This is a genomic window from Spectribacter hydrogenoxidans, assembly GCF_031846275.1.
In the GTDB taxonomy this organism is placed as follows: domain Bacteria; phylum Pseudomonadota; class Gammaproteobacteria; order Nevskiales; family Salinisphaeraceae; genus Spectribacter; species Spectribacter hydrogenoxidans.
This window is the reverse complement of record NZ_JAVRIB010000003.1, coordinates 24,931-43,181: the sequence shown is the minus strand read 5'-3', so window position 1 is coordinate 43,181 and position 18,251 is coordinate 24,931. Positions and strand designations below refer to the sequence as shown.

At 64.9% G+C, this 18,251-nt stretch carries 20 protein-coding genes; 19 read left to right on the top strand and 1 reads right to left on the bottom strand.

What is annotated here, in order from left to right; translation table 11 throughout:
* The 4 genes from RM532_RS03350 (at window position 1) to greA (ending at window position 3,888) form a co-directional block, all read left to right on the top strand.
* On the top strand, window positions 1-1,023 hold the full coding sequence (locus RM532_RS03350; RefSeq protein ID WP_311651725.1) for a TRAP transporter substrate-binding protein: 1,023 nt from the start codon (window positions 1-3) through the stop codon (window positions 1,021-1,023).
* Window positions 1,024-1,025: 2 nt separating this feature from the next.
* Window positions 1,026-1,892: a 4-hydroxybenzoate octaprenyltransferase gene (ubiA, locus tag RM532_RS03345; RefSeq protein WP_311651724.1), complete on the top strand. Its 867-nt coding sequence runs from the start codon at window positions 1,026-1,028 to the stop codon at window positions 1,890-1,892.
* A gap of 36 nt (window positions 1,893-1,928) precedes the next feature.
* Window positions 1,929-3,287, top strand: a complete 1,359-nt coding sequence (locus tag RM532_RS03340; RefSeq protein WP_311651723.1) for an adenosylmethionine--8-amino-7-oxononanoate transaminase — start codon at window positions 1,929-1,931, stop codon at window positions 3,285-3,287.
* A 118-nt stretch (window positions 3,288-3,405) separates the two neighbouring features.
* A complete protein-coding gene (gene greA / locus RM532_RS03335; protein WP_311651722.1) occupies window positions 3,406-3,888 on the top strand; it encodes a transcription elongation factor GreA in 483 nt (160 codons plus the stop codon).
* Window positions 3,889-3,913: 25 nt separating this feature from the next.
* Here the strand turns inward: greA and RM532_RS03330 are convergent, their stop codons facing one another.
* Window positions 3,914-4,198, bottom strand: coding sequence for a YhbY family RNA-binding protein (locus RM532_RS03330; protein WP_311651721.1), 285 nt, complete (start codon window positions 4,196-4,198; stop codon window positions 3,914-3,916).
* 55 nt (window positions 4,199-4,253) lie between these two features.
* On the opposite strand from RM532_RS03330, the gene RM532_RS03325 reads away from it, so the two are divergent.
* The 15 genes from RM532_RS03325 (at window position 4,254) to RM532_RS03255 (ending at window position 18,213) form a co-directional block, all read left to right on the top strand.
* Complete coding sequence (locus RM532_RS03325) at window positions 4,254-4,874, top strand: RlmE family RNA methyltransferase (RefSeq protein ID WP_311651720.1); 621 nt, start codon at window positions 4,254-4,256, stop codon at window positions 4,872-4,874.
* Between the two features lie 114 nt (window positions 4,875-4,988).
* A complete protein-coding gene (ftsH, locus tag RM532_RS03320; RefSeq protein WP_311651719.1) occupies window positions 4,989-6,932 on the top strand; it encodes an ATP-dependent zinc metalloprotease FtsH in 1,944 nt (647 codons plus the stop codon).
* 61 nt (window positions 6,933-6,993) lie between these two features.
* A complete protein-coding gene (folP, locus tag RM532_RS03315) occupies window positions 6,994-7,824 on the top strand; it encodes a dihydropteroate synthase (RefSeq protein ID WP_311651718.1) in 831 nt (276 codons plus the stop codon).
* Window positions 7,821-9,188 carry a phosphoglucosamine mutase gene (gene glmM, locus RM532_RS03310; RefSeq protein WP_311651717.1) on the top strand — a complete coding sequence of 456 codons (1,368 nt, stop codon included), beginning with the start codon at window positions 7,821-7,823 and terminating at the stop codon, window positions 9,186-9,188. The genes folP and glmM overlap by 4 nt, the downstream gene beginning before the upstream one ends.
* Window positions 9,189-9,260: 72 nt before the next feature.
* Complete coding sequence (tpiA, locus tag RM532_RS03305) at window positions 9,261-10,013, top strand: triose-phosphate isomerase (RefSeq protein WP_311651716.1); 753 nt, start codon at window positions 9,261-9,263, stop codon at window positions 10,011-10,013.
* 17 nt (window positions 10,014-10,030) lie between these two features.
* A complete protein-coding gene (gene secG / locus RM532_RS03300) occupies window positions 10,031-10,387 on the top strand; it encodes a preprotein translocase subunit SecG (RefSeq protein WP_311651715.1) in 357 nt (118 codons plus the stop codon).
* A gap of 105 nt (window positions 10,388-10,492) precedes the next feature.
* The gene (locus tag RM532_RS03295; protein WP_311651713.1) at window positions 10,493-11,857 is read left to right on the top strand and encodes a Na(+)-translocating NADH-quinone reductase subunit A; all 1,365 of its coding nucleotides are present in this window, start codon (window positions 10,493-10,495) and stop codon (window positions 11,855-11,857) included.
* A gap of 40 nt (window positions 11,858-11,897) precedes the next feature.
* Entirely contained in the window at window positions 11,898-13,172 is a 1,275-nt protein-coding gene (locus RM532_RS03290) for an NADH:ubiquinone reductase (Na(+)-transporting) subunit B (protein WP_311651712.1), read from the top strand.
* A 1-nt stretch (window position 13,173) separates the two neighbouring features.
* A complete protein-coding gene (locus RM532_RS03285) occupies window positions 13,174-13,977 on the top strand; it encodes a Na(+)-translocating NADH-quinone reductase subunit C (protein ID WP_311651711.1) in 804 nt (267 codons plus the stop codon).
* Between the two features lie 6 nt (window positions 13,978-13,983).
* Entirely contained in the window at window positions 13,984-14,646 is a 663-nt protein-coding gene (locus tag RM532_RS03280; protein WP_311651710.1) for an NADH:ubiquinone reductase (Na(+)-transporting) subunit D, read from the top strand.
* A 12-nt stretch (window positions 14,647-14,658) separates the two neighbouring features.
* A complete protein-coding gene (gene nqrE / locus RM532_RS03275) occupies window positions 14,659-15,267 on the top strand; it encodes an NADH:ubiquinone reductase (Na(+)-transporting) subunit E (RefSeq protein ID WP_311651709.1) in 609 nt (202 codons plus the stop codon).
* Between the two features lie 111 nt (window positions 15,268-15,378).
* The gene (gene nqrF / locus RM532_RS03270; protein ID WP_311651707.1) at window positions 15,379-16,608 is read left to right on the top strand and encodes an NADH:ubiquinone reductase (Na(+)-transporting) subunit F; all 1,230 of its coding nucleotides are present in this window, start codon (window positions 15,379-15,381) and stop codon (window positions 16,606-16,608) included.
* Between the two features lie 2 nt (window positions 16,609-16,610).
* Window positions 16,611-17,648, top strand: coding sequence for an FAD:protein FMN transferase (locus tag RM532_RS03265; RefSeq protein WP_311651706.1), 1,038 nt, complete (start codon window positions 16,611-16,613; stop codon window positions 17,646-17,648).
* Window positions 17,645-17,818 (top strand): hypothetical protein, encoded by a 174-nt coding sequence (locus tag RM532_RS03260; RefSeq protein WP_311651705.1) that lies wholly within the window; start codon window positions 17,645-17,647, stop codon window positions 17,816-17,818. The genes RM532_RS03265 and RM532_RS03260 overlap by 4 nt, the downstream gene beginning before the upstream one ends.
* Window positions 17,818-18,213 carry a CBS domain-containing protein gene (locus RM532_RS03255; protein ID WP_311651704.1) on the top strand — a complete coding sequence of 132 codons (396 nt, stop codon included), beginning with the start codon at window positions 17,818-17,820 and terminating at the stop codon, window positions 18,211-18,213. The genes RM532_RS03260 and RM532_RS03255 overlap by 1 nt, the downstream gene beginning before the upstream one ends.
* Window positions 18,214-18,251: the final 38 nt, after the last annotated feature.

The window sequence follows — 18,251 nt, the reverse complement described above, 5'->3', positions numbered from 1 at the left end:
ATGCGATTTCCATGCGTAACGCTGCTGCTGTTGCTCGCGGCCCTGGCCGGTTGTGGTGAACGCGGTGAGTCGGGCGAGGTCTGGCGGTTCGCGCTCGAGGAAGTCGAGGGCAGCGTGCAGTGGACCTACGCCCAGCAGTTCAAATCCATGGTCGAGTCGCGCACCGATGGCGAGATCACGGTCAGAATCCACCCCTACGGCAGTCTCGGCACCTCCGCGGACCTTACCCAGCAGTTGCGCCAGGGGGCACTGCAGTTCGCGTTCGCCTCGCCCGGGCATCTGGGATCGGTGGTGCCGGAGGTTCAGTTGCTGACGCTGCACTTCATCCTGTCCGACGACAACCGCGTCAATCACGACGTGCTCACCGGCAACGAGCGATTCAACCAGCTGCTCGACGAGGCCTATCGCGAACGCGGGCTCACGCTTTATTCGATCGTGCCCGAGGGCTGGATGGTGTGGACCGCGGGCAAGCCGCTGCGCACGCCGGCGGATTTTGACGGGGTCAAGATCCGCACCATGGTGTCGCCGTTGCTCCTGTCTTCGTACAAGGCCTACGGGGCCAAGCCTTCGCCGATGCCCTACGGCGAGGTCTACGGCGCCCTGCAAATGGACATGATCGATGCCCAGGTCAATCCGGTGTTCGCCATTCAGGAAATGAGCTTTCACGAGGTCCAGGACGCCATGACTCGGGCCCGGCATGCACAGTTCATCGCCACCGTGGCTTCGGCGCCCGGTTTCATCGACGGGCTGTCCGGGGAACGCCGCGCGATGCTCGACGAGATCCGTGGCGAGCTGGCCGGTTTCATCTTCGAAAAGCAGCGCGAACTCAACGACCAGCGCCTGGCGATGATCGAGGACAGCAGCGATATCGAGATCGTCGAACTCGGCGACAGCGAACGGGCGGCCTTCCGGGAGCGGTCGTTGCCGGTGCGTGACGAGTATGTGGAACTGGCCGGCGAGCGCGGTCGCAAGCTGCTGGACACGCTGCTGCAGGCGATTGAGCAGGCCGACGGGGCAGACTGACCATGCAGGCGGATTTCGGTTGGCCGCCGCGCGTGAGCGCCTACTGGCGGCTGACCCGGCTCAACCGGCCGATCGGGATCTTCCTGGTGGGCTGGCCGATGCTGTGGGCGTTGTGGCTGGCGGCGGACGGGCTGCCGAATGCCGATGTGCTGATCGTGTTCGTGCTGGGCTGCATCCTGATGCGCTCGGCCGGTTGCGTGATCAACGACTACGCCGACCGTGGCATCGACGGGTACGTCAAGCGCACCCGGGAGCGGCCGCTGGCCACCGGCGAGGTGAGCGAAGCCGGGGCGCTGGCACTGTTCGCGTTACTGGCGCTGGCGGCCTTCGGCCTGGTGTTGCTGCTGAACCCGCTTACCATCGCCCTGTCGCTGGGCGGGGTGGTCCTGGCGGCGACCTATCCGTTTACCAAACGCTATACCCACTGGCCACAGGCGGCGCTGGGCGCGGCCTTCGCCTGGGCGGTGCCGATGGCGTTCGCCGCCCAGACCGGCAGCCTGCCGGCCGGTGCCTGGCTGCTGTTCGCGGCGGTGCTGGTGTGGGCGCTGGTCTATGACACCATTTACGCGATGGTGGACCGGGATGACGACCTGCGCATCGGCGTGAAATCGACCGCGGTTCTCTGGGGCCGCCGTGACCGGCTGTACATCGGCCTGTGCCAGGGGGTGTTCTTTCTGCTGCTGGTGGTGGTGGGGCGGCTGTTCGACCTGGCGCCGGCCTATTACGTAATGCTGGCGGCCGCCGTGGGGCTGGCGTTCTACCATCAGTGGCTGATTCGCCACCGGGAGCGCGAGGCCTGCTTCCGTGCCTTTCTCAACCATAATGTGCTGGGTGGCGTGATCTTCGTGGGCGTGGTCCTGGGCGTATGACCGCGCCGTTCATTTCTGCCGAACCGTGACGTGACGATGAGCAATGAGTCCCTGATTCGCCGCGACCTGGCCGTGGTCTGGCATCCCTGCACCCAGATGAAGGACCACGAGACCCTGCCGCTGATTCCGATCCGGCGAGGCGAGGGCGTCTGGCTCGAGGACTTCGAGGGCAATCGCTACATCGATGCGGTGTCCTCCTGGTGGGTGAATATCTTCGGCCACGCCAATCCCCGCATCAACGACCGCATCAAGACCCAGCTCGACACGCTGGAGCACGTTATCCTGGCGGGTTTCTCGCACGAGCCCGAGGTGGAGCTGGCCGAACGGCTGGTGGCGGCTTCCCCGGACGGGCTTTCCCGCTGCTTCTACGCCGATAACGGGTCCGCCGCGGTCGAGGTGGCCCTGAAGATGAGCTTCCACTACTGGCTCAATCGGGGGCACGGGAAGAAGACCCGCTTCATCAACATCTCCAACAGCTACCACGGCGAAACGCTCGGGGCACTGGCGGTCGGGGATGTCGATCTCTACAAGAAGACCTACCGCCCGCTGCTGCTGGAGCCGATCACGGTGCCCGGTCCGGATTGCTTCCACCGTGAGCCCGGCGTGAGCTGGGAGCAGCACACCCGCGAGATGTTCCGGCACATGGAGGTGGCGCTAGCCGAGCATGCCGACGAGACCTGTGCGGTGATCCTGGAACCGCTGGTGCAGTGTGCCGGCGGCATGCGGATGTTTCACCCGGTCTATCTCGAGCTGCTGCGCGAGGCCTGCGACCGGCACAACGTGCATCTGATCGCCGACGAGATCGCCGTGGGCTTCGGTCGCACCGGCACCCTGTTCGCCTGCGAGCAGGCCGGGCCCGACGGCATCACGCCGGATTTCCTGTGCCTGTCCAAGGGGCTGACGGCGGGTTATCTGCCGCTGTCGGTGGTGCTGACCACGGACGACGTCTACGACGCGTTCTACGACGACTACGAGAACCTCACCGCCTTCCTGCACTCGCACTCCTACACCGGCAACCCGCTGGCCTGTGCCGCGGCCCTGGCCACGCTGGACATCTTCGAATCGGACGACGTGATTGCCGCCAATCGCCACAAGGCCCGCTTGCTGGGTGAGGCCATTGCACCGCTGGCCAATCACCCGCACGTGGGCGACGTGCGCCAGCACGGGATGATTGCCGCGGTGGAAATGGTGGCTGACAAGTCGGCGCGTACCCCGTATCCCTGGCAGGAACGGCGCGGGCTGCGCGTCTACCGGCATGCGCTGACCCGCGAATCGCTGCTGCGGCCGCTGGGCAACGTGGTCTATTTCATGCCGCCCTATGTGATCACCGACGACCAGATCCGCCATCTCGCCCGGGTAGCCGCCGAGGGCATCGATATTGCCACCTCGACGTGACCCGGCGAGGTTGCTAGCATTTCGACCAGATAGTCCCTAAATAGCCGAACCGCGACGCAGTGTTCATGACACGGCCGTTCCCGGATGGGAGCGGCCGTGTTTTTGGAGGTACCCGATTATGGACAAGACGCCCCTCACGCAGCGCGGCGCCGACGCCCTGCGCGAAGAACTCAAGCGCCTGAAGAGCGTGGAGCGCCCCCGCATCATTGCCGCGATCGAGGAGGCCCGCGCCCACGGTGATCTGAAAGAGAACGCCGAGTATCACGCCGCCAAGGAAGAACAGGGCTTCATCGAGGGCCGCATTGCAGAAGTGGAGGGCAAGCTCGGCAATGCCCAGGTCGTGGACGTGGCCAAGGTCGGGGCCCAGGCCGGCGGCAAGATCGTGTTCGGCGCCACCGTCGAGGTGGCCGACGAGAATACCGGCGACGAATTTACTTACCAGATCGTCGGCGAGGACGAGGCCGACATCAAGTCGGGTCTGTTGTCCTTCGCCTCGCCCATCGCCCGCGGTCTGATCGGGCGTGTCGAGGGCGATGTGGTGGATGTGGCCGTGCCCGGCGGCCAGCGCACCCTGGAAGTGCTGGCGGTGCGCTACGAGTAACGGACTCTCCGAGTTACTCCTGCGCTCAAGCTGCGGGCGGCCGGGGCCGATACACGGTGGCGGTATGGCCGATGCGCTGCACGCAGCTGGCATCAAGCTCGTCGCAGATGCGATCGACCATCTGCCGGCGTCCGATTCGGTCGTCGGCAGCCAGCCGCAGCTTGACCAGTTCGTGGTCGGTCAGGGCCTGATCGATTTCGGCCATCACCGCCGCGGTCAGGCCGGCCGCGCCGGCGGTAACGATCACGTTCAGATGATGGGCCTGTCGTTTCAGGTTACGGCGGGTTTCGGCGTCGAGTTCGGGAGGCATGCAAGCTCTGTGAACGTTTTCCCCATTGTAAACGGTGCCTGCGGGTTTTAGTTCGGTGTCCCGCAAAAACGACACCCGCCGCTGGCTGGATTCCCATCGTCGCGACCCCTGGGTGCGGGCGGCGCAGGCCGGCAACTACCGCTCCCGCGCGGCTTTCAAGCTGGCGCAAATCGACGAACGCGACCGGCTGTTGCGGCCCGGCATGGTGGTGGTCGACCTCGGCGCCACGCCCGGCGGCTGGAGTCAGTACTGCGCGCGCCAGCTGGGCCGGCGCGGCCGCATCATCGCCCTTGACCGTCTGCCGATGGAGCCGATCGACGGGGTCGAGTTCCTGCAGCTCGATTTCACCCAGGACGCCGGCCTGGCGACGCTGCGCGAGCATCTGGCCGGGGCGGCGGTCGACCTTGTGTTGTCGGATATGGCCCCCAACTTGACCGGAGTGGCGGTCGCGGATCAGATGAAGGTGATGCATCTGGCCGAACTGTCGCTGGCGTTTTGTGACGAGTCCCTGAAACCCGGTGGCCATCTGGTGGTCAAGGTATTCCAGGGCGAAGGCTTCGATGAGCTCCTGCGGGACATGCGGGAGCATTTCCGGTCGGTGGCAGTGCGCAAGCCGGAAGCCTCGCGCGACGCCAGCCGCGAGATATACCTGGTCGGCCGCGACTGGCGTGACTGAGCGCGGGGCAGGGCATCGGCCCGCGTGATTGCGGCGTATGTTTTATACTCGGGCGGTTGAACGACTGGCCAGCCATTTCAAACGGTTTCGCACGACGAACCGGGGATTGACGACTTGAACGAATTAGCCAAGAACCTCCTGCTCTGGGTGGTCATCGCCCTCGTGCTGATGAGCGTGTTCTCCAGCTTCGCGCCGGACAGCACCAGCGGGAGCGAGATCGCCTATTCGCAGTTTCTGGAGCAGGTCCAGTCGGGCAGCGTCCGGGAAGTGCACATCCAGGGCAGCCGTGTGGAAGGTACTACCAGTGGCGGCAGCCAGTTCCTGACCTTCAGTCCGGAATCGGACAACAAGGCCATGATCGGCACGTTGCTGGACAATGGCGTCGAGGTGACCGGCGAGCCGCCCGAGCAGGGCTCCCTGCTGCGCCAGATTCTGATCTCCTGGTTCCCCTTCCTGCTGCTGATCGGCGTGTGGATCTACTTCATGCGTCAGATGCAGGGCGGCGGCGGTGGCCGTGGCGCGATGTCTTTCGGCCGTTCCAAGGCGCGGATGATGAGCGCCGATCAGGTCAAGATCACCTTCGACGATGTGGCCGGCGTCGAGGAAGCCAAGGGCGAAGTGCAGGAACTGGTGGAGTTCCTGTCCGATCCCGGCAAGTTCCAGCGCGTGGGCGGCAAGATTCCCCGCGGCGTTCTCATGGTGGGCCCGCCCGGCACCGGCAAGACGCTGCTGGCCCGCGCGATCGCGGGCGAAGCCGGCGTGCCGTTCTTCTCGATCTCGGGTTCCGATTTCGTGGAGATGTTCGTGGGCGTTGGCGCCTCGCGGGTGCGCGACATGTTCGAACAGGGCAAGAAGCACGCGCCCTGCATCATCTTCATCGACGAAATCGACGCCGTCGGCCGCCATCGCGGCGCCGGCCTTGGCGGCGGTCACGACGAGCGTGAACAGACGCTCAACCAGCTGCTGGTGGAGATGGACGGCTTCGAAGGCACCGAGGGCGTGATCGTGATCGCGGCCACCAACCGGCCCGACGTGCTGGATCCGGCGCTGCTGCGCCCGGGCCGTTTCGATCGGCAGGTGGTGGTGCCGTTGCCGGACGTGCGTGGTCGCGAGCAGATCCTGAAGGTGCACATGAAGACCGTGCCGGTGCATGACAAGGTTGATCCCCGCGTTATCGCCCGCGGTACGCCCGGGTTCTCCGGCGCCGATCTGGCCAACCTGGTCAACGAGGCGGCGCTGTTCGCGGCCCGCACCGATAAGCGGCTGGTGGACCAGGACGACTTCGAGCGTGCCAAGGACAAGATCATGATGGGCGCCGAGCGCCGTTCCATGGTGATGACCGAGGACGAGAAGCGCCTCACCGCCTATCATGAGTCCGGCCACGCGATCATCGGCCTGTCCGTGCCCTCGCACGATCCGGTACACAAGGTGACCATCGTGCCGCGCGGCCGCGCCCTGGGCGTGACCATGTTCCTGCCGGAAGAGGACCGTTACAGCTATTCCAAGGAGCGGCTGAACAGCCAGATATGTTCGCTGTTCGGCGGGCGGCTGGCCGAGGAAATCATCTTCGGCAAGGACGCCGTGACCACCGGTGCCTCCAACGACATCGAGCGGGTCACTGACATCGCCCGCAACATGGTTACCAAATGGGGCCTGTCCGAACGCATGGGGCCGCTGGCCTACGGGTCGGACGACGACGAGGTGTTCCTGGGCAAGTCGGTCACCCAGCACAAGCACATCTCGGACGAGACGGCTCACGCTATCGACGAGGAAATCCGGTCGATCGTGGATGGCTGCTACGAGCGGTCCAAGAAGATTCTCGAAGAAAACATGGACAAGCTGCATCTGATGGCCGATGCGCTGATGAAGTACGAGACCATCGACCGCAAGCAGATCGACGAGGTGATGCAGGGTCGCGAGCCGGGCCCGCCGCAGAACTGGGACGATTCGGACACGCCGGGCTCTGGTGGCGGCACCCCGACCGCCGATACCGGTGCCGAACCCCGGCCTTCCGGGGGTGATGCGGGCACCCCCAGCCCGGCCCACTACCGGCGCTAGCGCCGCTGTGACCGGCGGCTGCGGATCGATGCCGCGGGCGCCGGGGGCTCCCCGCACCCCCGTGTCGGAACTCGATTGCCGTGGCCGGCTGCTGTCGCTCGACCGGCCGGTTTTGATGGGCGTGCTCAATGTCACCCCGGATTCCTTCTCCGACGGCGGACGGTTCGTCGATACCCGGACCGCGGTGGATCAGGCCCACGCGATGGTGGCAGCCGGTGCGGCCATCATCGATATCGGCGGGGAATCCAGCCGGCCCGGGGCCGAACCGGTGAACGAGACCGAGGAACTCGACCGGGTGCTGCCGGTAATCGAGGCACTCAGCGGCCGGATCGACGCGATCATTTCCATCGACACGATCAAGCCCGCCGTGATGCGGGCCGCCTGCGTCGCCGGCGCCGGGCTGATCAACGACATTCGTGCGCTACAGGAGCCCGGAGCACTTGATGTTGCGGCGGCAAGCGGGGCGGCGATTTGCCTGATGCACATGCAGGGCGGACCACGGACCATGCAGGCTTCACCACGTTATGATGACGTGGTGGAAGATGTAGGAACGTTTCTGGCCCGACGACTTGCTGCCTGCGAGGCGGCCGGCATCCCGCGCCGCCGTCTGCTGGTAGACCCCGGCTTCGGCTTCGGCAAGACACTGGCGCACAACCTGGCGCTGTTGCGGCACCTGGATCGTTTCGGGTCGCTGGGTGTGCCGCTGCTGGTCGGCCTGTCCCGCAAATCCATGTTCAGCAAGCTGCTCGGCGACATGACGCCCGAGCAACGCGTGCCTGCCAGCGTGGCGGCGGCAGCCATCTCCGTGCTCGGCGGCGCCCGGGTGCTTCGGACCCACGATGTCGAAGCCACCCGCCAGGGGGTGGAGCTGGCCTGGGCGCTGCCGGCGTGACGCGACGCTATTTCGGCACCGACGGCGTGCGCGGGCGAGTGGGCGAGTGGCCCATGACCCCGGATTTTGCCCTGCGGCTGGGCTGGGCGGCCGGCCGCGAACTGGCGCCCAATGGTGACAATGGCTCAGGACCGCGAGCTTCGGTGGTGATCGGCAAGGACACCCGGTTGTCCGGCTACATGTTCGAATCCGCGCTGGAGGCCGGATTTGCCGCGGCCGGGGTGGACGTACTGCTGGTCGGGCCCATGCCCACCCCTGCCATCGCCTACCTCACCCGCACCTTTCACGCCGATGCCGGGGTGGTGATCAGTGCTTCGCACAATCCCTTCGACGACAATGGTGTCAAGTTCTTCTCCGGCCGTGGCGACAAGCTGCCGGACGCGGTGGAAACGGCCATCGAGGCGCGGCTGGAACAGCCCCTCACCTGCGTGGCCCCGGCCGCCCTGGGTCGGGCCAGACGCATCGAAAGCGCTGCCGGCCGCTACGTTGAGTTCTGCAAATCCACCTTCCGTGTTCAGCAGGCCTCGCTGGCCGGGGTGCGAATGGTGGTGGATTGCGCCCACGGCGCGGCCTACCACGTCGCCCCGCACGTTTTCAGCGAACTGGGCGCCGAAGTGCACGCCATCGGCGCCGAGCCGGACGGACTGAATATCAATCGTAACGTGGGATCGACCCATCTCGATGCGCTGGTAGCCGAGGTCCGGGCGCGCGGGGCGGATCTGGGTATCGCACTGGATGGCGATGGCGACCGCTGCCTGTTCGTCGACCACTGCGGAGAGATCGTGGACGGGGATCAGGCGCTGTATGTCATCGCCCGCGACCGCCAGGCCTGCGGGGCACTGCAGGGGCCGGTTGTGGGCACCCAGATGAGCAATCTGGCGCTGGCACTGGCCTGCGAAAAGGCGGGCATCACGTTCGAGCGGGCCCAGGTGGGTGACCGCTACGTGCATGAACGGCTGGTGGCTCGGGGTGGCCTGCTGGGCGGCGAGTCCTCCGGTCACATCCTGTGCCTGGATCGCACCACCACCGGCGATGGCATCGTCTCCGCGCTGCAGGTGCTGGCGGCGATGCGGCGGCAGGCGTGCACGCTGCAGGAACTGGCCGCCGAGGTGGATCGGTGCCCGCAGCAGCTCATCAACGTGCGGGTCCAGAAGGACCGGGCATCGATCATTCTCGAGCATGAGAGCCTGGCATCGGCGGTCACCGAGGTCGAAGCGCAGCTGGCCGGCCGGGGTCGGGTCCTGTTGCGGGCCTCGGGCACCGAGCCGCTGATCCGGGTGATGGTCGAGGGGCTGGATATCGAGGCGGTGGCGGCCGGCGCCGAGCGCATTGCCGAGGCTGTGAGGACCTTGGCCGAGGCCTGATTCCGGGCCGCCGTTGGGTGGGTCGGCTGTGCTAGCATCGGCGCCCGTTGTGTCAACGAAAGGGCGCCGCCCATGGCTCGAAAACCCCTGATCGCCGGCAATTGGAAAATGCACGGTAGCCGCGCGCATACGGCGTCCTTTGCCGATGCCGTGGCGGCACAGCCGTTGCCGGACGGCATCGATGCGCTGATCTGCCCCCCGTTCGTTCATCTCGCCGACCTGGTCGCCCGTCTGGCCGGCACCGGCGTGCAGGTGGGCGGGCAGAACGTGTGCGACAAGGGCGGGCCGGGTGCCTATACCGGGGAGGTCAGCGCCGGGATGCTGGCCGACTGCGGTGCCACCCATGCCATTGTCGGTCACTCCGAGCGCCGCGCGCTCTATGGCGAAGACGATGACGTGGTCTCGGAAAAGTTCGCGCTGGCCCGCGATGCCGGCCTGGTGCCGGTGCTCTGTGTCGGGGAAACCCTAGCCGAACGCGAAGCCGACCAGACCGAGAATGTTCTGCGCCGGCAGCTTGGCACCGTTCTGGGAGACCATGGTGTGGCGGCCTTCGCTGATGTGGTGCTGGCCTATGAGCCGGTATGGGCCATCGGTACCGGTCATACCGCCACGCCGGCCCAGGCACAGGCGGTTCATGCGTTCCTGCGTGCCCAGATCGCGGCGGAAGATGCTACAATCGCCAGCGCTTTGCGGATTGTTTACGGTGGCAGCGTCAAGCCCGACAACGCTGCCGATTTGCTGGCCTGCGAGGATGTCGACGGCGGCCTGGTTGGCGGTGCATCGCTGGAGGCCGACTCCTTCCTCGCGCTCTGTCGGGCGAACTGACGGCGAAACTTAAAAGCATGCTCTACACCATCTTGGTCATCGTCCAGGTGCTGGTAGCCATCAGCCTGGTCGGTCTTATCCTGGTTCAGCACGGCAAGGGTGCCGATGCGGGCGCCGCCTTCGGTAGCGGCGCGTCCGGCACCGTGTTCGGGTCCCGCGGCTCGGCCAACTTCCTGAGCCGGGCGACCGGGGCACTGGCCACCGTGTTCTTCGCGGTGAGCCTGTCGCTGGCCTATCTGGTCGGTGGCGGCGGCTCGGCCCCCGAACAGAGCGTAGTCGATCAGCTCGAGGCGCCCGGTTCGGAACTGCTCAACGACGAGTCGACGCCGGACCAGCAGCCGTCGACGCCGTCGCCTGACAGCGTTCCCGAATAAGGGTTACGCCGGGCAACTCGAATTGCCGACCCCATCGGGGTTGCGCCTCGTTGTCGCCGCAGCACCGCTGATCGGGGACACCGTTACATTCTGGAACTGCGAACGATGGCCACTGCACATCGATTTACGATCAAGAAAGGGCTGGATCTGCCCATCGACGGGGTCCCGGACCCGGTTGTCGAGGATGGGGCGGCGATTCGCGCTGTTGCCCTGATCGGGCGCGACTATGTCGGCATGAAACCGACCATGTTCGTGGCCGAAGGCGACAAGGTCACGTTCGGGCAGCCATTGTTCGAGGACAAGAAGACCCCCGGGGTGATCTACACCGCCCCGGCCGGTGGCGAGATCACGGCAATCAATCGCGGCGCCCGCCGGATGCTCCAGTCGGTGGTCATACGCATCGACCCCGAACTGGACGACAAGCCGCACGAGACCTTCGAGCCGGTGGCCGATGTGACGGCGATGGGGCGCGAGGCGGTGCAGGATCGCCTGATCCGCAGCGGCCTCTGGACCGCGTTACGCACTCGCCCGTTGAGCAAGGTGCCGGCGCCTGGCACCGTCCCGCGTTCGATCTTCGTGACTGCGGTCGACACCAATCCGCTGGCGGCATCGCCCGAGCAGGTGATTGCCGAGCAGCCGGACCGCTTCCGGGCCGGGCTGAAGGTGCTCGAGACGCTCACCGACGGCAAGCTCTACCTGTGCCAGGCGCCGGACGCCGAATTGCCGCTCACCGACTCGCCCAGGCTGGTAACCGCCGGATTCGACGGCTGTCATCCGGCGGGGCTGGTGGGTACCCATATCCATATGCTGGAACCAGTGGGCATGGGGAGTTGCGTGTGGCATGTCGGGTATCAGGACGTGATCGCCCTGGGCGCGTTGTTCGCGGAAGGCTGGCTCGACCTGTCACGGGTGGTGGCGCTGGGTGGTCCCAACGTGCGCCGGCCGCGGCTGTTGCGTACCCGCGTGGGGGCGAGCACCGACGATCTGCTGGACGGCGAGATCATCGGCGATGACTCCCGGGCGATTTCCGGGTCGGTGCTGTCCGGGCGGCGGGCCGCCGGCTGGGCCAGTTTCCTGGGCCGTTATCACACCCAGGTTTCGGTGTTGCCCGAGGGGCGCGAGCGCGAATTCATGGGCTGGGTGATGCCAGGGCGCAACAGATTCTCCAAGATCAACGTATTCATCTCCAGCATCCTCAAGCCGGTGAGCTATCGCTTCAATACGTCGCAGAACGGCAGCCCGCGGGCAATGGTGCCGATCGGCAACTACGAGGAAGTCATGCCGCTGGATATTCTGCCGACGCAGCTGCTGCGGTCGCTGCTGGTGCGCGATACCGATACTGCCCAGGCACTGGGTTGTATGGAGCTCGACGAGGAGGATCTGGCGCTGGCGTCATTCGTGGACGTGGCCAAGTACGATTTCGGCCCCCACCTGCGCGCCAGCCTCGAACAGATCGAGCGCGACGGTTGAGGATGCCGGGACCTGTTGAGACGCTGAAACCGAGATAGCCATGTCCGCCCTACGCAATTACCTGGATCGGCTCCACCCCCTGTTCGCCAAGGGCGGGAAGCTGGAGAAGTATTACGCCCTCTACGAGATGGTGGATACCTTCTTCTATTCACCCTCGGATACCACCCGCGGCGCGCCCCACGTGCGCGACGGCATCGATCTGAAACGGGTGATGATCTACGTCTGGCTGGCCACCATTCCCTGCATGTTCATGGCCTGCTGGAATACCGGTTTCCAGGCCAACCAGGCGATGGCGGCCATGGGCCTTGATGACGTCGAGGGCTGGCGCCAGATCCCGCTGCACCTGTTCGGCGTCAGCTACGACCCGACCAGTTTCTGGGACAACTTCGTGCACGGGCTGTGGTATTTCCTGCCCGCCTACATGGTGACCTTCATCGTCGGCGGCCTGTGGGAAGTGCTGTTCGCGGCGGTGCGCAATCACGAAATCAACGAGGGCTTCTTCGCCACCTCCATCCTGTTCACGCTGACCCTGCCGCCGGACATTCCGCTCTGGCAGGTGGCCATGGGCATCAGCTTCGGCGTGGTGGTCGGCAAGGAAGTGTTCGGCGGCACCGGCAAGAACTTCCTGAACCCGGCACTCACCGGCCGCGCGTTCCTGTTTTTCACCTTCCCGGCCTACATGTCGGGGGATGCGGTGTGGACCGCGGTCGACGGCTACACCGGCGCCACCGCGCTGGGCATCGGCGCCACCGAGGGCATGGCCGGAATCGTCAACCAGATGACCTGGTGGGATGCCTTCCTGGGCGACATCCAGGGTTCCCTGGGCTCCACCTCGACGCTGGCGATCCTGCTCGGCGCGGCTTTCCTGCTGTATACGCGGGTGGCCTCCTGGCGAATCATGGCGGGCTGTGTGGTGGGCCTGGTGGCCAGCACCTGGCTGTTCGGCCTGATTGGCAGTGACACCAACCCGATGTTCTCGGTGCCCTGGTATTGGCATCTGGTGCTGGGCGGTTTCGCCTTCGGTGCGGTGTACATGGCCACCGACCCGGTCAGCGCGGCGATGACCAACAAGGGTCGTTTCTACTACGGTGTATTGATCGGCTTCATGACCGCGCTGATCCGCGTGGTGAACCCGGCCTATCCGGAAGGCATCATGCTGGCGATCCTTTTTGCCAACATCTTCGCGCCGCTGATCGACTATTTCGTGACGCAGGCGAATATCAAGCGACGCCAGGCGCGTCTGGCGGCTGCTAACGGCGAGAGCCCGCAGAGCAAACCGGCGTCGTCGCAACAGCAACCCGCGGAGGCGAGCTGACATGGCAGGCCTGTTCAACATGAACCGCAACGGCGTTGCCTACGTGGTGACAGTAGCGGTAGGCGTGTGTCTGGTGTGCTCGGTGCTGGTGTCGGCCGCGGCGGTCTATCTCAAGCCCCTGCAGACCCAGAACGCCAAGGCGGATCGGCGTCAGAACATCCTGGCGGTGGCGGAACTCGGCGGGCCCGGCGTGGACGTCAACAAGGTCTTCGACGAGCGCATCGAGGCGCGCGTGGTAAATCTGGAAACCGGTGAGTACGCTTCTGATCTGGAGGCCACCGGTTTCGATCAGCGCGAAGCGGCCAAGGACCCCTCCACCAGTACCAAGATCCCGCCGGGTGACGATCCGGCTGGCGTCAAGCGTCGCGCGAATCATGCCGAGGTGTATCTGGTGCGTGACGAACAGGGCGAGATCGAAACGCTGGTTCTGCCCATTCACGGTTACGGTCTGTGGTCGCAGATGTACGGTTTCATCGCGCTGGCGCCGGACGGTGAAACGGTCAAGGGCATCAATTATTTCGAACAGGGCGAAACCCCGGGGCTGGGTGCCGAGATCACCAACCCCAAGTGGCAGCAGGTCTGGGAAGGCAAGAAGATTTACGACGACAACGGTGAGGTGCAGCTGCGTGTGATCAAGGGCAACGTCGGCAGCGACACGCCCGATGCCGAACACAAGGTGGACGGCCTTTCCGGTGCCACGCTCACCAGCCGCGGGGTCAGCGGCACCATCGAATACTGGTTCGGGCCGCGCGGCTTCAAGCCGTTCCTGCGCAATATCACCGACGGACAGATTGGTAAGGGATAGGCAACAATGTCCAATCAGGCAGTCAAGGTCGTCACCGACCCGTTGTTCAACAACAACCCGATTGCGCTACAGATCCTGGGGATCTGTTCGGCGCTGGCGGTTACCACGCAGCTGGCCACATCACTGCTGATGTGCCTGGCACTGACCTCGGTGCTGGCATGCTCCAACGCCGCGATCAGCATGATCCGCAACCAGATTCCCTCGTCGATCCGCATCATCGTGCAGATGACCATCATCGCGTCGCTGGTGATCGTGGTGGACCAGGTGATGAAGGCCTTCGCCTACGATCTGGCCAAGCAGCTGTCGGTGTTCGTGGGGCTGATCATCACCAACTGCATCGTCATGGGCCGTGCCGAGGCCTTCGCCATGAAGGAGCCGCCGGGCATGGCGTTTCTCGACGGCCTCGGCAACGGTTTCGGCTACAGCCTGATCCTGATCGTGGTCGGTAGTATCCGTGAACTGTTCGGCTCCGGCTCGCTGCTGGGCTACCAGATTCTGCCGCTGGTCAGCCAGGGCGGGTGGTACGAGCCGCTGGGCCTGATGCTGCTGCCGCCAAGCGCGTTCTTCATCATCGGCTTCTTCATCTGGGCGCTGCGCAGCTGGAAGACCGAGCAAGTCGAGCGCGCCGATTACCAGATCCATCAGGTGCACCGCACCGAAGTCGTTTAGGGATAACCGGCCATGGAAACCTATCTCAGTCTTCTGGCGAAGGCCGTATTCGTCGAGAATCTCGCGCTGGCGTTCTTCCTGGGTATGTGCACCTTCCTGGCCCTGTCCAAGAAGATCTCCACCGCCATCGGCCTGGGCGTGGCCGTGATCGTGGTGCAGGGTCTGACCGTGCCGGTGAACAACCTGATCTACCAGTTCCTGCTCCAGGAAGGCGCACTGGCCTGGGCCGGGTTGCCCAACGTGGATCTGTCCTTCCTGGGTCTGATCAGCTACATCGGCGTGATTGCGGCGATGGTCCAGATCCTGGAGATGTTCCTGGACCGATTCATGCCGGCGCTCTACGGCGCGCTGGGCATCTTCCTGCCGCTGATCACGGTCAACTGCGCCATTCTGGGCGGGTCGCTGTTCATGGTGGAGCGTGACTACAACTTCACCGAATCCCTGACCTACGGCCTGGGCAGCGGCATCGGCTGGGCGCTGGCCATCGCCGCGCTGGCGGGCATACGGGAAAAGCTCAAGTACTCGGACGTGCCCGACGGGTTGCAGGGGCTGGGCATCACCTTCATTACGGTGGGCCTGATGTCGCTGGGCTTCATGGCGTTTTCGGGCATTCAGCTATAAGAATCTTGAACCGCAAAGGACGCAGAGACAGCGAAGGAGGGAATGAATGTTCCATTATCGTCTTTTGAGCTTTGCGTCCTTTGCGCCCTTTGCGGTCAATGGATTTAGTCTATGGGTGAACTAGCGCAAATTGCTCTCGGGGTCGGTGTTTTCACCGGCGTGGTGGTGATGCTGGTGATGGTGATCCTCGGTGCCCGCTCGCGGCTGGTGGCCAGCGGCAACGTGGATATCGAGATCAACGGCGAGAAGACCATCCAGGCACCAGTCGGCAGCAAACTGCTGGGTGCCCTGGCCGATTCCAAGCTGTATGTTTCCTCGGCCTGCGGCGGCGGCGGCACCTGCGCCCAGTGCCGGGTGAAGATTCATGACGGCGGCGGCTCGATCCTGCCGACCGAGGAAGAACACATCAGCAAACGCGAGGCCCGCGAGGGCGACCGCCTGTCCTGCCAGGTCACGGTCAAGCAGGACATGAAGATCGAGGTGCCCGAGGAGGTCTTTGGGGTCAAGCAGTGGACCTGCCGGGTGAGATCCAACCAGAACGTGGCCACGTTCATCAAGGAACTGATACTGGAACTGCCGGAAGGCGAGCACGTCGACTTCCGCGCCGGCGGCTACATCCAGATCCAGGCGCCGCCCTATCAGATCGACTTCAAGGATTTCGAGATCCAGCCGGAATTCCACGAGGACTGGGACAAGCACGACCTGTGGCGATACAAGGCGGTGAATCGCGAGACCGTCACCCGCGCCTATTCCATGGCCAATTACCCGGAAGAACGCGGCATCATAATGCTCAACGTGCGTGTTGCCACGCCGCCGCCGGGCAATCCCGACGTGCCGCCGGGGGTGATGAGCAGTTACATCTTCAACCTCAAGGAAGGTGACGAGGTCACGATTGCCGGGCCGTTCGGCGAGTTCTTCGCCAAGGACACCGATGCCGAAATGGTATTCGTGGGTGGCGGTGCCGGCATGGCGCCGATGCGTTCGCACATCTTCGACCAGCTGCGTCGCATCAGAACTGACCGGAAGATGACATTCTGGTATGGCGCCCGCTCGAAGCGGGAGATGTTCTACGTCGAGGACTTCGACCAGCTGGCCGAAGAGAACGAAAACTTCGAATGGCACGTCGCCCTGTCCGACGCGAAGGAAGAAGACAACTGGACCGGGGATACCGGGTTCATTCACGATGTGCTCTACGAGCGCTATCTCAAGGACCATCCGGCACCGGAGGACTGCGAGTTCTACCTGTGCGGCCCGCCGATGATGAATGCCTCGGTGGTGAATCTGCTGGAGGATCTGGGCGTCGAGCCCGAGAACATCCTGCTCGACGATTTCGGCGGCTGACCATGCGCCTGCACCTGGCCCGGCAGTTGTTCTGCCTGGCCGCTGCCGGTCTGCTGGTCGCCGGCTGCGCCGAGCCCGGGCCGGAGGTATGGCGGCTGACCGGGCCGGCCCAGGGCACGACCTATACCGTGACCGTGGTCGACCCGCCCGATGGCGTATTCCGCGATCAACTCGACGAAGCGATTCGCCAGCGGCTGAGCGATATCGATGCGGCGCTGTCGACCTGGCAGGACGATTCGGATATCAGCCGGTTCAATCATGCTGGCGCGGACCAGTGGGTCGATGTGTCCGCGATGCTGGCGCGGTTGGTGCAGCGGTCGTTGTCGCTGGGGGAAACCACCGACGGAAGCTTTGACATCACCCTGAAGCCGGTCCTGGCCCTGTGGGGGTTCGGGCCCGGCGCGGTACCGCCGGAGAACGTCCCGGAGGTCGCGGCCATCGATCAGGCCATGTCGGCAACCGGCGTGTCCGGTCTCGAGGTCAGGCTGACGCCCCCGGGCCTGCGCAAGTCCGCGGCGGAGACACAGCTCGAACTGTCCGGTATCGCGCAGGGCTACAGCGTGGATACGCTGCGTGACCTCCTGACCGACCGCGGTCTGGAACGCTTCCTGGTGGAACTGGGCGGCGAGTTGTACGGCCAGGGCCACAACCCCGACGGACGCGCCTGGCAGGTGGGGGTGGAAGCGCCAGTGGCGGGCCGGCGGGACATCTCCCAGGTGGTGCCGCTGGACGGCCAGGGCATTTCGACCTCCGGCGACTACCGGGACTTCTTCGAGCTGGACGGCCAGCGCTTTTCGCACACCATCGATCCGGACACCGGGCGGCCGGTCACCCATGATCTGCGTTCGGTGACAGTGCTGCACGACAGTACCGAGATGGCCGACGGCCTGGCGACCGCGCTGCTGGTGATGGAGCCCGAGACGGGGATGGCATTCGCCCGGGAGCACGAGTTGGCGGTGCTGTTTATCCGGGGTGAAGAGGATGCGTATACTTTAGTCACGACCAAGGCATTCGATCGCCTGACGGAGGTCAAGCAATGACGACATTTCTGGTGGTATTCGCGGTGATGATGCTGGCGGTGTCGGCCATGGCCGTCGGCGTCATGGTTTCGGGCCGCGAGATCAAGGGCAGCTGCGGCGGCCTGAACACCGAAGGCGACTGCCCCTGTCAGGGCAGCTGCGAGTCCGGCGAACGCGGAGCTTCTCGCTGATGCTGCATTCGGTGACGGTGCGCGACTACATGTCCGCGCCGCTGGTCACGTTCAGTCCCGACATGGACGTACTGCGCGCCATTCACCTGTTGCTGGAAAACCAGATCACCGGCGCGCCGGTGATCGACAAGCTGGGCAACATCGTCGGCTATCTGTCGGAGAAGGACTGCCTGCAGGTGGCCATGGACGCCAGTTACCACGAGGACTGGGGCGGCAAGGTGGGGGAACTGATGACGCCTGAAGCCATGACCGTGGAGTCCGACGCCTCCATCCTGCAGGTGGCCCGCATCTTCCGGAATACCTCGATCAAGTCCCTCCCCGTAATGGACGAGAATCGGCTGGTCGGACGCATCACCCGCAGCGACGTGCTGCGTGCCTTCGAGGCCATTCGCTGACAACAGCCGGGATGACCGGGTCCCCGCCCGAACGGATT

Coding starts and splice junctions, on each gene's coding strand:
- RM532_RS03350 (WP_311651725.1), top strand. CDS start 1: ATGCGATTTCCATGCGTAACGCTGCTGCTGTTGCTCGCGGCCCTGGCC.
- ubiA (WP_311651724.1), top strand. CDS start 1,026: ATGCAGGCGGATTTCGGTTGGCCGCCGCGCGTGAGCGCCTACTGGCGG.
- RM532_RS03340 (WP_311651723.1), top strand. CDS start 1,929: ATGAGCAATGAGTCCCTGATTCGCCGCGACCTGGCCGTGGTCTGGCAT.
- greA (WP_311651722.1), top strand. CDS start 3,406: ATGGACAAGACGCCCCTCACGCAGCGCGGCGCCGACGCCCTGCGCGAA.
- RM532_RS03330 (WP_311651721.1), bottom strand. CDS start 4,198: ATGCCTCCCGAACTCGACGCCGAAACCCGCCGTAACCTGAAACGACAG.
- tpiA (WP_311651716.1), top strand. CDS start 9,261: ATGGCTCGAAAACCCCTGATCGCCGGCAATTGGAAAATGCACGGTAGC.
- secG (WP_311651715.1), top strand. CDS start 10,031: ATGCTCTACACCATCTTGGTCATCGTCCAGGTGCTGGTAGCCATCAGC.
- RM532_RS03295 (WP_311651713.1), top strand. CDS start 10,493: ATGGCCACTGCACATCGATTTACGATCAAGAAAGGGCTGGATCTGCCC.
- RM532_RS03290 (WP_311651712.1), top strand. CDS start 11,898: ATGTCCGCCCTACGCAATTACCTGGATCGGCTCCACCCCCTGTTCGCC.
- RM532_RS03285 (WP_311651711.1), top strand. CDS start 13,174: ATGGCAGGCCTGTTCAACATGAACCGCAACGGCGTTGCCTACGTGGTG.
- RM532_RS03280 (WP_311651710.1), top strand. CDS start 13,984: ATGTCCAATCAGGCAGTCAAGGTCGTCACCGACCCGTTGTTCAACAAC.
- nqrE (WP_311651709.1), top strand. CDS start 14,659: ATGGAAACCTATCTCAGTCTTCTGGCGAAGGCCGTATTCGTCGAGAAT.
- nqrF (WP_311651707.1), top strand. CDS start 15,379: ATGGGTGAACTAGCGCAAATTGCTCTCGGGGTCGGTGTTTTCACCGGC.
- RM532_RS03265 (WP_311651706.1), top strand. CDS start 16,611: ATGCGCCTGCACCTGGCCCGGCAGTTGTTCTGCCTGGCCGCTGCCGGT.
- RM532_RS03260 (WP_311651705.1), top strand. CDS start 17,645: ATGACGACATTTCTGGTGGTATTCGCGGTGATGATGCTGGCGGTGTCG.
- RM532_RS03255 (WP_311651704.1), top strand. CDS start 17,818: ATGCTGCATTCGGTGACGGTGCGCGACTACATGTCCGCGCCGCTGGTC.